A 14,130-nucleotide genomic window follows, 5' to 3' on the forward strand; every position below is an offset into this window, starting at 1 on the left:
AAGGCAGTCTCTTAATCCCATTTATTTGGGCAATATTCCTTTAGCGAATGGGGCGGTTAGTGGCCGTCCTATAAATGAAAAGAAATATTATACTTTCTCAATCAATACGGTAGCATAAGCGGAAATCCCCTCCTCACGGCCGGTAAAGCCGAGTTTTTCTGTAGTAGTAGCTTTAATGGAAACATCATCGGTATCTGTTTCCATCACCTCAGCCAGTTTCTCCTGAATAGCGGGGATATGAGCCTTCAACTTAGGACGCTCAGCACAAATGGTAGCATCGATATTACCGACACGGTATCCCTTTGTAGCAATCAGACCAACCGTTCTTTTTAATAATATCTTACTGTCAACATCCTTAAACTCACCGGCAGTATCAGGAAAATGGAAACCAATGTCACGCATATTGGCAGCTCCCAACAGAGCATCACAAATAGCATGAATCAGTACATCCGCATCCGAATGTCCCAGCAAACCTTTTTCGTGTTCCAAACGGATCCCTCCTAACCACAGCTCACGACCTTCCACCAACTGATGGACATCAAAACCGAAACCTACACGTATCTTCATTTTTATTCATTAATTATCTGAAACAATAAGGCAGACCAAACCGATCTGCCTCCTATATTTATATCCGGCCTTATTTATTAACGCCGGCGTCCAAACAAATCTCTGATACCGTCAAGATCAAATCCCAATGTGAAGCGCAATGTCTGGTCGAGCGGGTTACTCTGTGCCGTAGATATCAGATAAGCAGCATCCAACGAGAACACACTCATCTTGAAGCCGGCACCGAAAGAGAAGTACTTACGGTTACCTTTGTTTTCATGTTCATAATGATAACCACCGCGAACAGAGAACTGATTGTGATAAGTATACTCCACACCCAACGACCATTGGATTTCCTGAAGTTCTTCTTTAAAACCACCGGGGGCATCACTGAAAGACTTGAAAATTCCCTTGATCGGAGAAATATCATTGTATCCTTCTGCATCCAACCAATCATTATATCCTGATGTGTCTTCCGCACCGGTTGCCGCTTGATATTGTTCTTTGGTAGGGCGTGTAGGCACCATCAGTTTATTCAAGTCCAGACTGAATGCAATCGTATTATAGTCATCAATCGGAGCAAGCAATGAACCGCCTAAACGGAAATTAGTAGGTAAGAATTGACTGTGGGCTCCACTGTCATAAGAGATCTTCGTACCGATATTGGAAAGATTCAATCCGAATGAAAGCATGCACTCGCGCTGGGCAAGCATGATATAATTCGTATAATAAAACGCAATATCAGCCGCAAACGCAGAACCCGGAGACACTTCTTCGTCCTGCTTATAAGCCAAATCGGAATAGATATAACGAAGGGCAACAGCCGCAGAAAAGCGCTCGGACAACATGCGCGAATAAGCCACGTCTACTGCCATTTCATAAGGGCTGATATTGTAACCGCCGGTACCGTCAGAGCCTTGTCCTACCGGTACTTCACCCAAAGAAAAATAACGGAGCGAACCACTGATAGCCTGATAATCACCGATACGATAATATCCGGCCAGATAGGCCAAGTCGATATCACTTACCAATTTGCGTAACCAAGGAGTATAAGAGATCGATACCCCTGCACGACCGATAGTAAACGGATACTTGGCAGGGTTCCAAAACTGTGAGTTATTATCCGGATCAGTAGCGGCGCCGACATCCCCCATACCACCACCGCGAGAATCGGGAGCGATACCGAGAGAATTGACACCTGTGTTAATTGGATTGAACTCATCTTTCTGCGCCCATGTACTGACAGAGAAAGCAAAGAACAGTAAAAATGTTATAAATATTTTCTTCATAATCAATCTTATGGATGTGTAGATATAAACCGGATTTTCACTGATTTATTGTGCCAGAATGACTATTTTCTCGGTTTTGGTACTCTCCTTACTACCACCGGAAGTGATGGAAGCACGGTACAGATAAATACCCGGTGACAATCGCTGACCGCCATTACTGCACAGATCCCAATCGACATAATAATAGCTACCGGCAGAAATTCCCTGTTCGGTATGTACCCAAAGCTCACTACCGGCAAAGTCACAGACGGCAATACGTACGTCAAGCTCCGAGCCCGGACGATCATGAGAAAGAATAAACGTCGTACTCTCACGAGCCGGACTCTTACTGCACATTATAGAAAGCAATCCGGGACGCAATCCGTTCACGACTTCAAAGTCAAGTGTCTGTACGGAGGAGTTATTCATAATATCCCAGGCACGGAAAGTCAAAGTATGCTTACCCTCAGACAAAGCAGGAATAGAATACGCAACCGTACCTTTGGTATAACTGCCGGCTACCGGAGTATAATAGTCATTCAGAGAATAGGTTATTTTTCCATCGATACAAAGAGAAAGATCATGTCCGATACCATTACCCACCGTATTGATACCATCTTCATCTTCCAACTCTGCAACGAAATAAGGAGTCTCGTTCACCTGCCCCCCCCATGGGAAATCAGGAGTATTCAGATAAACCATCATCTTAGGCCCTTCGCCTCCGGAAGGCAGATCATCCGCCGTTCCACCAACGAGGAAGTTACTGAAAACTCCGCCGGCCTCACGCTTGTTCGTATCACACGCATAAAAATTCAGCAATCCTTGCTCATTGGAATAATTAATATCCAATGGTACCGGGAAGGTCAATTCAAAACGACCGTTACGTACGGAATCCATTCCCGAAAAAAGAACTTTCATATGATCGGTGTAAGTAACCGCCCCTTTACCAACACCATCAAGAGTTGAAACCGTTTCTTTGCTGTCATAAACCAACGGATGAACAGTACCGGTGAAGTCATCGGCCGGTTCACCCTCGGGGGTAAGGATATGCCCCTTGACTGTTACTTTGGCACCGGCTTTCACATAGGGCCATTCATCGGACAAAGGGCCGTCAAGTTCATCGACTTCGACCTTATAATCGGGATAGGAAGGTATCAAGGCAGGATCACCTATCAAACAAAAGTTCAACTTATTACTACCACTGCTAACATAACTATTCGTAGTTTTAGACAAACGAGTAATATCACCTAATCGTAAACGCTTATTTTCTTTATAAGAAAAGAAATGTTTTATAAATTCCTCGTTCAAACTATCATTCGGACCATCAAAGACGACACGTGAAGTAGAAAATAACGCAATAGCCCCACCTTTTTTATTTAAGAAAGCTAATTCTCCGGCAGTAGTTTCAGCAGCATCAAAACGCGTAAACTCACACGAAGCAGTAAACCATATCGGCAGACGGGGAGAAGAAAGCTTAACAATATCAGCAGAAGTCAAAAGATTTTCCGCTGACCAAGAAGTAGTACCACTATGTCCCGTATAATTAACAAGCAACATCCCCTGTTCGAACAATTGCAACAAACGCTTCGTAGCTTGAGGGTAGCTATGTCCCGTAGCCGATGATTCACGTTTATAAGCATCAGCTAAAATACGTTCCGCACGCATAATCGGATTAGTTGCATGCACCAAATCAGCTAAATCACAGGCTTGCGTCATAAATCCATTATTATCATCTCCGGCAGCATCATCAGCCACAAAACATGCTGTACGTTTCCAAGTACCTGTATTTTTATTATTTATATAATCAATTGTCTTATCAACAGCAATGATAGCTTCATCCACAGTACGCACAGGAAAACGGCCTATACCAATATCCAATAAATTAGTAGCTAAAGAAGTACCATCACTATCATCAAGAAATCCGAAATAATCATCAGTCATAAATGATTGCGTTTCATCTACAGAATTCTCAAATTGGTAACACAACAAAAAATCAGAAGGCTTGTAACTTCTCCAATTGGAAGTTATCATCCGGTTATCATAACTACAATCACCGAATAACAACAAATACCTTATACGGTGTTCATCTGCCGCAGTCCCTCTGTCATAAAGCATCTTCATCAATCGCCGGTAAGCCGTAGCATCCGGTGTGCCGGATGAAAACTCGTTGTATACCTGTGAAGATTTTACTACCTCGACCGTTAGTCCGCTTTTTTCACGATGTGCTTGCGCCAGACGCTCTGCCTGCTGTACAAAAGCAGTTCTATCGGGCACAATGATCACCATATCTATTTCATTAAGAGCATGTAGATTCTGATTCGGTATCTCTCCCATACTTTCTACCCCACTAAAAGAACCCGATGTATTTACTGCCACAAATTCGCGCAAAGTACTACTTGCCGGAATAGTAAATGTATAAGTATCTCCATTCAAAGTTCCTTTCATCTGCTTATACCCGACAGGTGAAGTAACATCCCACACAACTGTAGAAGAATTAGCACCGGAAATAACAAATGTACTCTCTCTATTTTTAGAATCTTCCGAACGGAACACAAGATATGCTCCATTCATCTGTAGTCGGCGCTTATAATTTAACACAATATAATTCAATCTTCCCGGAATACCGGCAGAACGATTGTGAGTTAGCGTCACCGTTGTAGATTCCGTTTTACTTCCTGTCCATTCATGATCAAAAATTCCTTCGGCTGCTTTTTTATAATACGCATTAGGATCCTTCGAACCAATCCCTTCAATGGTTTGCGTTCCAATATTCTTCCCATTGATAGCAACATTCAACGTAGTATTCACATCCGTTGATTTTGCTGTAAATGCCACCTTGATACGTCCATCCCCATCCGTTATACCGGGAAGTTTAAAAGAATAGCTCTGCGAATTTCCCAACGAATAATCATAAGAGTCATACAGCTCCCGCCCGGAACCCGACCAAGAATAAGCATCATTTTCATGCAAGGCAAAAGCATCAAAAGTCTCGATTCGATTTGCATCGCTACCGTCTGTACCGTCCTCTACCGGAAACTCAGCAGGAGCTTCGTCACTTTCCGTCAAGAAATAATAGGCATAATCCGAATAGAAATTCTTTATGCGCCCGAACGTATTACCGTTCTTCTGCCAGTGCAGAGTCCCACGGGCATAAAAAAGCACCCCGTCTCCACCACGGTATAAAGGCACTTCCGGAAGATCATCCGCCGGATGCTCGGAGAAACGATTCGATAACAGGTAACCTCCATATCCATAAAGCCGCACTTTATCAGGATTGGAAAAACCCATTCCTCTAAGCTCTGCACTTGTAATACGATATACTCCCGAATCGGAGACACGTATCTTCACGAACCTCCCGGAAGAAAGCACAGACTTTTCCGTTGTTTTTGCTACAGTATAATTTGCACGGGCAGCCACCGGAACCGGCGTAGAAATAACCGATAATTTAAAAGAGTTGATACGTTGATAGACACCTCCTCGATGCACGACAGGCACAAATCGGACACTCAGTATTCCCTCATATGCAGCCACTCCGACAGAAGTTTCCGCTTGCGGATAATCCGGCAAATTCACTTTCTTCCGAGTCAGTTCAGCAGCAGCTTCCGGATCGAGATCCACAAATTCCGGGAATTCAATCTTCACATGATAAGTATAAAAACGGAAATCATCGGGCAGAGGTATGCTTTCCACAACCTCCGGGAGAGTCTGGGCAGCAGGTAATTCCTGCCAGTTCAACGTTATAAAACGGTTCTGTGCCGAAACCGGAAAAACAACGAATAATAAAAGAATATAAAGTACCCTGTGCATAAGCAATAGATTAATACGCTAATATGCCGGTTGCGATACGGAATCACGCCACAGCCAATCACCGATCGGCGAACAGACACATTATCTGATATAAAAGTCGAGCAGCTTATCTCCTTCAAGGTATCCTTCCAAATGTTGTCCTACACTGACGGGGCCTACGCCTTCAGGAGTGCCTGTAAACAACAGGTCACCAATTTTCAGCGTTACAAAGCGGCTGACATACGCAATAATATCATCCACATGAAACAACATCTCCGCCGTACAGCCTTTCTGGACTTCCTGCCCATCAATCGTCAGATTAAAATGCAATTGCTGAATATCAGCAAAACGTTCTACCGGAACAAAAGTACCGATTGCCGCCGAACTATCGAATCCTTTACAGAGTTCCCATGGTCCGCCAGTTTCTCGGAAACGGCGCTGTAAATCACGGGCAGTAAAATCAATTCCGACTGTCACCGCATCATAATAACGATGCGCAAAACGGGGAGCAATGTTCTTCCCTAAGCGGTTAATGCGTACTACCAATTCAGTTTCATAATGCACCTCATCTGAAAAGTCGGGAATAAAGAAAGGTTTACCGTCTTTCAATATTGCCGAATCGGGCTTCATGAAGATAACCGGCTCTTTGTTTATTAACGTATGCCCCAACTCTTTATTGTGCTGGGCATAGTTCATTCCTACAGCTATAATCTTCATTATTTAAATTCGTTAAAATTCAATCGGTTAAACATGACCGCCAGATGAGCGTAAAGCGAAGTATTTTGCACTACAATATTCTCCGGTACCCGGATACGGAAAGGAGTAAAATTCCAAATAGCCTTAATGCCACCGGCAACCATTGTATCAGTAATGCACTGTGCAATTTCAATGGGAACAGTCAGCACCCCTATATGCACATCGTACTCCTGCATTTTCTTTACAAATTCATCAGAATGAAAAACAGGAATGCCATTCAGGCTGGTTCCTACCAAAGCGGGATTCACATCAAAAGCCGCTACAATCTCGAGACCGAAATGCTTAAGACCGGAATCCTGCAACAGAGCACCGCCCAGACTACCGACCCCGAAAAGAAAAGCCTTATGTATATCTGTAAAGCCAAGAAAGTGTTCCAATACGGCTATTAAAGTATCTACTTCATACCCCACACGCGTACGCCCGGAGATGTTTACATAAGATAAGTCTTTTGCGATTTGCGAAGCGTCTACATTGATTTCCTTGGATATCTGCGTGGAAGACACATAACGTTCTCCTCTCTGTTTCAGCAGCTTGACATTAGACAAGTACCACGGCAATCTACGTAAAGTAGGTTCCGGCACCCTCATATTATCTTTATGCTGTATCTGACGATCCATTGTCACTTCTTTCATGCTTTTAGATTAGAGATTGGCAAATTTACATTATTTTTTCTGAAATACAACATGGATGTCACAGAAGCTTAACATAATTTCTACATAGAAGGTCAGTATTCTCTCAACATTGACAATGGAATACTTACGGAAACTCCGACGGAACGGAACTTCAAATCATCAAAGCCGGCGAATACCCCGATACGTGCCATCTCGTAAAGCCCGGCCGAATAGCCCACTTCCGTATAAACTTTCCTGTCATATACCGCCACAGAGCGAAGATGTAAAGCCTCATCAAAGTTTTTCTTCTTCAGAAAAGGCAATTGTTTCAACAATAAGTAAGGAGTATACCAGGATATATTCGTCTGTGCCCAACGGGTATCGGTAGAATAAGCATAATTATTCAATAAGGCAAACCCCGTATCGAATGTTCTTTCCGTAAACGGAAGAGCTGTTGTTGCAAAATGCTTAAAATCGGGAAATTGCATTCCGACAGCCTTCCAAAAAGCTCCCGCATTCACATACCAGTTGAAACGATTGAACATACCGAACCCGATACGCTGCTTCGCAGAAAATTCAGTTAAATGATAAGAAGGAGACAGCTTTACCCCTCCCATTGAAAAAGCACGATCGTAACGGAATGTGAAAGTAGGAAAACGGGACTCTTCATAGATTTTCTTTCCATGTACCATCCTATAGTAATGTGCCGGCGTGTATTCCAACATAAAAGAAACTTTCAGCAACTCATTTTCCGGCATTGGCACAAAAAAGCGATTGGCAGGAATGTTAGGTTCCGCTTTCCGTTTGAACCAACTCTTCGATATATAATTCTCCAGCATTTTACGTTGCTCCCATGCAAACGAAGCGGAAAAAAGCAATCCGTTAGCAAGTTCTATCTCATGCCCGGCAGACAGAAAATGTTTATCATACAATTTCACCTCATTACGTCCAAAGAGAGAAGAAGCGATCGCATTTATCAACCGGCTTTCCCCGCTTTCTTCATTATAGTCAGCAGACAGGACACCTCCCGAAAACGTGAGTTGTCCCCTACGGCGCGGAGCATAATCCAGTATCAGCTTTCCCTGTCCCACCGGTGCCTTACGGGCTGTTGTATAATATAAGGAAGGAACCAAGCGCAAAGTCACCGTCCGAGACAATTTAATCCCTGCTTCCAACTTTGCTCCCAACCAGAATCCATCAACAAAATTATATTCCGGGATATACGAAGGCAACCCGTAACAACTGATCCAGGCTTTCTTATTCTTTGTCCGGTATGTATCCCCCACCCAAAATGCCTGCATGATTTTCCCACCGGCCGACCTCGTTTTTGCACTGTCTTTCTGAAGAGAATCTTTAGAAACGGTCAGTTTTTCTTTATGGATATAGCTCTGTACCTCTTCCGGCTTCAAAGGCACACTACGTACAGCCACCCAGTAAAGAGAATCTTTCTTATCCGCAAGCGAATCAGTCTTCACATTCCAACGGTTCCTCTCTGCCCTCCGCTCATATTTATGTTCTGGTTTTAATGTATCTGCGTTCTCAATCGACTTTTCCATTAACTTCGATAACTTATAAGCTTCACGCATCGTCAAGTCCTCTTTACCCGCCAAGCTCTCTATCTGTTTTTGCAACTTCTGCTGTCTTCTCACCTGCCTGGAAACCGGTACTGTAGCACCAGCGACAACTTTAGCTATCATTTCTTCTTTCTTCTTCTTTATCTCCAGTTTATCATTTACCTCCACACGAGCATAATGAACCGCTGCCAGATAAGAAGCTTCCGCCTTGAGCCCCATCATATCGATCGAACACTCCATACTGGTGGAAGTGGCAAGAAAAACGGAAGGTTGCACTTCTTTGCAGGTCACTTTTATTGTGGCTCTCATTCCGCTCTGGCGGACAGAGAGATCGGCAGCAGACACACACCAAAGGCCTTCGACGATGTATAAATCGCCAGCTATCAATTTCGGATTATCTTTTCGAGGAATCACCTTGACTTTATTAATCAGGTGTTCTCCTTCGGCATAACAACCTTCCAATTTAAAACGATAATAAGAAAAAGCCCCTTTACTCAACGGAGAAATTTTATCAAAAACAGTAGGCTCATAAAGATTAATCGTGGTCAGCCCTAATCGTATTTGAATTTCATCGGGAAAAGTATTACTATAAGCCTTTACCCTGTTTTCCCATACATCCGGGGCTTTAAAAATCACCTCACGCTGCTCCTCCAGCAGAAACAATTTACCTAATAATTTTTTAGATTCTTTCCTTACTTCCTTGGAGAGTTTCAATACGGCAGGGATGTTCTTCACCTTTCCCGTACCTTTCAGATAGGTTCCGGCAGTAAACCCTTTCACTTGAGTCCGGTAATAAGGTGCATTGGCTATGGCTCTCCGCATCACTGCATACGCAGGATCTTCCGCCCCTTTCACCACATTTACTTCATTCAGCGAATAAATGCGTTCAGCCAATACGATATTCTTTTCCACCCCCCGGGCCGATAATTGTATGGACAAACTTTGCCCTGTATATCCCAATGAAGAAACCTCACAAGTATAATGCCCCGGTTTCAACTCTGTCTGAAAACAGCCATTATCATCGGTAGTAAATCCCCATTTCAGCTCTTTCAGATAAAGGGCGGCATAAGGTACCGCTTCTCCTTTCTCATCAGTTACCCGCCCTTTAAAAGTTTGCGCAATGGAAGACAAAGTCCAAAAGCACAAAACTACAAACCACACATATCGCTTCATCCTATTCTATCTTAAATTATCATCATTGCCTTAAAGGAAAAATACAGGCAACCTCTTAATAAAGGCGTTCCATATCTTATCATTAAGTATTAGACGACAAAAAGTGCAAATAATTGCAAGATTCACTGCAAAATATTATTTTTGACCATTTAATAAAGAATCCGTTTATATTTTCTTCACCGAAAACAATCCGGCCTCTTTCATTGAAATCAAAAATAAGAACTAAAAAACAAGAAACATGAAGAATAATAACGATTGGAAGGAACGGTTGAACGTTGTCTATTCCACTAACCCGAATTTCAATTACGAGACGGACGATGATGAAGAGCAGGTCACCCCCGCCCCCGCCCAACAAAACTTACGGGTACAGCTCGATCGTAAAAACCGGGGTGGAAAGGTAGTAACACTCATTACCGGCTTCGTTGGTACCGACAATGACCTGAAAGATCTTGGCAAGTTTCTCAAAACCAAATGCGGTGTAGGCGGTGCAGCCAAAGACGGAGAAATCATTGTACAAGGCGACTTTAAACAAAAAATACTGGAGCTCCTTAAAAAAGAAGGCTACACCCAAACCAAACCCATCGGATAGTGCTTCCCAAGTGGGGAAATCGCCACACGATGAGAACAGGTTGCTAAAAGCATAAAAAACGGCCGCTACGAAAACAAATTCGAGCGGCCGTCTTTATTATATTTTAATTACCGAATTATTCAGCTCTTAAAGTGAAACGTTTGAATGCAGTTACAGTCAAATCTTTGTCTACTGACTTCAGATATTCTGCAACAGTCATCTTACCGTCCTGGATATATTCCTGTTTCAGCAAACATACTTCCTTGTAGAACTTACTGATACGACCCATAGCGATCTTTTCAATCATGTTCTCAGGTTTACCTTCCTGACGAGCCTTGTCAGCAGCAATTTCTTTTTCTTTTTCCAATACATCAGCAGGTACACCGGCTTCATCAACAGCGATCGGATTCATAGCAGCAACCTGCATAGCAATCTCATGACCTACTTTTGCATCTACCACCTTATTCAAAACAACCATTGTACAAAGGAAATTCTTGTTCTGATGGTTATAAGTAGCGATAACAGGACCTTCCAAAGTCATATAGCCATCCAATTCCATTTTTTCGCCTGTGATACCGCTTCTATCTGTTACAGCCTGAGCAATAGTAGCGTCACCCATCGGAAGAGCCTTAACTTCTTCCAGAGTCTTACACTTATTTGCTACTGCAGCATCCAGAATATCTTGAGTCAGCTTAATAAAGTCAGCGTTCTGAGCAACGAAGTCAGTCTCGCATTTCAAAGCGATTATAGCGCCAAAGCCATCGGCAACCTTTACAAGTACACAACCTTCAGAAGCTTCACGATCCGAACGTTTTGCAGCAACTGCCTGTCCCTTTTCACGAATAATCTTCATTGCACCGTCGAAATCGCCATCAGCTTCAGTCAACGCATTCTTACAGTCCATCATACCAGCTCCGGTCATTTTGCGCAGCTTGGTTATATCAGCCATTGTTACAGCCATAATATTTTTCTATTTTAAGTTCGTTTATAAAAAAAGTAGTCAAGTATTAAGTAGTTAAGTAGTCAAGTAGAAATGTTGGCTACAAAAAGTAGAAGTATTGCTACTTACTACTTAACTACTTACTACTTGACTACTTACAGTATATTAAGCTTCTTCGTCTTCCTTAATGAAAGCAGCAGCTTTAGCTGCATTGATTGCTTCTTCGTCAGACTTGTCGAGTCTTGCCTTAGTCGATCTCTTCTTGCCTTTAGTAGCAGGAGCTTCACCGGCAGCTTCCATATCGATTTTTTCAGCTTTTCTTTCTTCCAGGCCTTCCTGCATAGCAGCGCAACAAGCATCAAGAATCACCTCGATTGACTTAGTAGCGTCATCATTAGCCGGAATTACGAAATCTACGTTTGAAGGATCAGAATTAGTATCAACGATACCAAATACAGGAATACCCAAACGGTTAGCTTCGCGAACAGCGATATTTTCTTTCATTACGTCGATCACGAATAATGCAGACGGCAGACGAGTCAGGTCGGCGATAGAACCCAAAGTCTTGTCCAGCTTGGCACGCTGACGAGAAATCTGAAGAATTTCTCTCTTAGACAGATTTGAGTAAGTACCATCGTTAGTCAACTTGTCGATAGTAGCCATCTTCTTCACAGCCTTACGGATAGTAGGGAAGTTAGTCAACATACCACCCGGCCAGCGTTCGATTACATAAGGCATATTTACAGATGCAGCTTTATCAGCTACAACTTGTTTAGCTTGTTTTTTAGTAGCAACAAAAAGGACTTTCTTGCCTGATTTTGCAATTTGTTTCAAAGCTTCCGCAGCTTCGTCAACTTTTGCAACTGTTTTGTGGAGGTCAATGATGTGAATACCATTGCGTTCCATGAAAATGTAAGGAGCCATTGCAGGGTTCCACTTTCTTTTAAGGTGTCCGAAGTGGCAACCGGCTTCCAATAATGTATCAAAATTTGTTCTTGACATCTTGTTTTTCTTTTAATCGTTTACTTTCTTTTTTGTTTTTCTAAACCAACCGCCGGGTAGCCTTAAGAATAAATAAAGAGTCCCGGTAGTTTAGATACTAAACATGTTCCGTCAGGCAGCACATTAACGCTTACTGAACTGGAATCTTCTACGAGCTTTCGGCTGACCCGGTTTCTTACGTTCAACAGAACGCGGATCACGTGTCATGAATCCTTCAGCACGGAGAGCAGCTTTATCTTCAGCATTCATCTTAACCAATGCACGGGCAATAGCCAAACGCAATGCCTGAGACTGACCAGTGAAACCACCGCCACACAAGTTTACTTTGATGTCATACTTCTCAGCAACACCCAACTTGCTCAACGGTTGTTTAACCACATACTGAAGAATAGTTGATGGAAAGTACTCTGCAAGGTCTCTCTTGTTAATAGTAATCTTTCCTGTACCTTCGCTTACGAATACACGTGCAATAGCACGTTTACGTCTGCCTAATGCATTTACTACTTCCATTATCTCTTATTTAAGTAAGTTTATATCAATTGATTTCGGGTTCTGTGCATCATGTTTGTGTTCGCTACCAGCGTATACATACATATTGCTCAGCAATTTAGCTCCCAGTCTGTTCTTCGGAAGCATGCCCTTCACTACTTTTCTCAGCAATCTATCTTCGCCGTTAGGCTTAGCGATCATACGGGCAGGAGTCACCTCTCTCTGACCACCGGGATAACCTGTATATGACAAATAAACTCTGTCATTCCATTTGTTACCGCTTAATTTAACTTTGTCTGCATTGATGATAATAACGTTATCACCGCAGTCTACATGAGGAGTAAAGTTTGGTTTATACTTCCCTCTCAACAGTTTCGCAACTTTTGCGCCCAGACGACCTAATGTTTGGTCTGTGGCATCAACGATAACCCATTCTTTGGTTACAGTTGCCTTGTTTGCAGAAATGGTCTTGTAACTTAAAGTATCCACTCTTAATTCATTTTTTAAATGTTACTACTAAAAATTTTCTCACCACTCATTAACCTTCCCCGGACAAAGGAAGATTAACTTGCTATGAATTAATCTCTTATCCTTTTGAGATAATAATCGGCTTGCAAAAGTACGGCTTTTCTTTGAATTGGCAAACATTTTCTACCTTTTTTTAGATTTATCGGATTGACACACAAAGAAGAAGAGCGAAAAGAAAAAACGAACAGAGGGCCGATAAACAAAAAAACTCCATCCGGGCAAGAATGATCCGTTGCCCGGACAGAGAAATGTATACCAAAAACTTATCCGCCCCCCTATCTCACAATATCCTCCGGAAATACCGCCGGCATTTCCACACGCTTCCATGTTTCATGAAACCAGGAATTCAGTTCATTGCCGTTCAAATCTTTCGCTATAAAATACTTCAAATGCAATAGTTCGTCATCTTCAATTTCAAATTCAAGGATATTATCCTTATTATCCAACATAGGCAGATGAATATTTTTCTCAATGCTCTCTTTATAGGAACTCCCTGTCACTTGCTTATAAGTACCATATCCCGTAATGATAGCACTCTGCCCCGGAATAATGGTAAAATTCACAATCCGTCCATCATCACTCAAGACCTTGAATGTATTACTGGGTTTCAACACTCCCGGAACATCCGGAACCTCCGACACATAATGACACAACTGCCAGATTCCTTTCAGATTGGCAGGCTGAAACTTCGCTTTTTTCTGAGCCATAGCACCTGTTACCGCAAACAGCATCACTGTCAGCATGGTAAAAAAATAGAGTTTTCTCATCGCCGTATTGTTTTAGTTAACATTCTCAAGGCCTGTCGCTTACAAATATAAAGAAATCTTTTGAGGTTATAACAATTGTAAGGCAATAAAAAAGCCTGCATCTCAAAAAAAATGCAGGCTTT

Annotated in this window: 12 protein-coding genes; 1 reads left to right on the forward strand and 11 read right to left on the reverse strand. The window is 42.5% G+C overall.

Annotated features, from left to right (window positions below; all coding sequences use genetic code 11):
- Positions 1–87 precede the first annotated feature (87 nt).
- From ispF to RB604_RS01030, 6 genes are all read right to left on the reverse strand, one after another.
- The gene (gene ispF / locus RB604_RS01005) at positions 88–567 is read right to left on the reverse strand and encodes a 2-C-methyl-D-erythritol 2,4-cyclodiphosphate synthase (protein ID WP_055295273.1); all 480 of its coding nucleotides are present in this window, start codon (positions 565–567) and stop codon (positions 88–90) included.
- Positions 568–644: 77 nt separating this feature from the next.
- Positions 645–1,835 (reverse strand): type IX secretion system outer membrane channel protein PorV, encoded by a 1,191-nt coding sequence (gene porV, locus RB604_RS01010; protein WP_005934069.1) that lies wholly within the window; start codon positions 1,833–1,835, stop codon positions 645–647.
- A 45-nt stretch (positions 1,836–1,880) separates the two neighbouring features.
- Complete coding sequence (gene porU, locus RB604_RS01015; protein ID WP_055295276.1) at positions 1,881–5,621, reverse strand: type IX secretion system sortase PorU; 3,741 nt, start codon at positions 5,619–5,621, stop codon at positions 1,881–1,883.
- An 81-nt stretch (positions 5,622–5,702) separates the two neighbouring features.
- Positions 5,703–6,317, reverse strand: coding sequence for a fumarylacetoacetate hydrolase family protein (locus RB604_RS01020; RefSeq protein WP_005934072.1), 615 nt, complete (start codon positions 6,315–6,317; stop codon positions 5,703–5,705).
- The gene (locus RB604_RS01025; RefSeq protein WP_025819308.1) at positions 6,317–6,979 is read right to left on the reverse strand and encodes a redox-sensing transcriptional repressor Rex; all 663 of its coding nucleotides are present in this window, start codon (positions 6,977–6,979) and stop codon (positions 6,317–6,319) included. Before RB604_RS01025 ends, RB604_RS01020 begins: the two co-directional genes overlap by 1 nt.
- A 101-nt stretch (positions 6,980–7,080) precedes the next feature.
- The gene (locus RB604_RS01030) at positions 7,081–9,714 is read right to left on the reverse strand and encodes a DUF5686 and carboxypeptidase regulatory-like domain-containing protein (protein WP_055295278.1); all 2,634 of its coding nucleotides are present in this window, start codon (positions 9,712–9,714) and stop codon (positions 7,081–7,083) included.
- Positions 9,715–9,952: 238 nt separating this feature from the next.
- On the opposite strand from RB604_RS01030, the gene RB604_RS01035 reads away from it, so the two are divergent.
- Positions 9,953–10,303 carry a translation initiation factor gene (locus tag RB604_RS01035; protein ID WP_021936175.1) on the forward strand — a complete coding sequence of 117 codons (351 nt, stop codon included), beginning with the start codon at positions 9,953–9,955 and terminating at the stop codon, positions 10,301–10,303.
- Between the two features lie 115 nt (positions 10,304–10,418).
- On the opposite strand, the gene tsf is transcribed toward RB604_RS01035, so the two are convergent.
- From tsf to RB604_RS01060, 5 genes are all read right to left on the reverse strand, one after another.
- Positions 10,419–11,243: a translation elongation factor Ts gene (gene tsf, locus RB604_RS01040; protein ID WP_055295280.1), complete on the reverse strand. Its 825-nt coding sequence runs from the start codon at positions 11,241–11,243 to the stop codon at positions 10,419–10,421.
- A gap of 144 nt (positions 11,244–11,387) precedes the next feature.
- Positions 11,388–12,224, reverse strand: a complete 837-nt coding sequence (gene rpsB, locus RB604_RS01045; protein ID WP_005934084.1) for a 30S ribosomal protein S2 — start codon at positions 12,222–12,224, stop codon at positions 11,388–11,390.
- A 123-nt stretch (positions 12,225–12,347) separates the two neighbouring features.
- Complete coding sequence (rpsI, locus tag RB604_RS01050) at positions 12,348–12,734, reverse strand: 30S ribosomal protein S9 (protein ID WP_005934085.1); 387 nt, start codon at positions 12,732–12,734, stop codon at positions 12,348–12,350.
- A 6-nt stretch (positions 12,735–12,740) separates the two neighbouring features.
- Positions 12,741–13,202 carry a 50S ribosomal protein L13 gene (gene rplM / locus RB604_RS01055; RefSeq protein ID WP_005934089.1) on the reverse strand — a complete coding sequence of 154 codons (462 nt, stop codon included), beginning with the start codon at positions 13,200–13,202 and terminating at the stop codon, positions 12,741–12,743.
- 314 nt (positions 13,203–13,516) lie between these two features.
- Positions 13,517–14,008: a DUF4488 domain-containing protein gene (locus RB604_RS01060; RefSeq protein ID WP_005934092.1), complete on the reverse strand. Its 492-nt coding sequence runs from the start codon at positions 14,006–14,008 to the stop codon at positions 13,517–13,519.
- Positions 14,009–14,130 lie beyond the last annotated feature (122 nt).

This window comes from Bacteroides salyersiae (genome assembly GCF_031172035.1).
Lineage (GTDB): Bacteria > Bacteroidota > Bacteroidia > Bacteroidales > Bacteroidaceae > Bacteroides > Bacteroides salyersiae.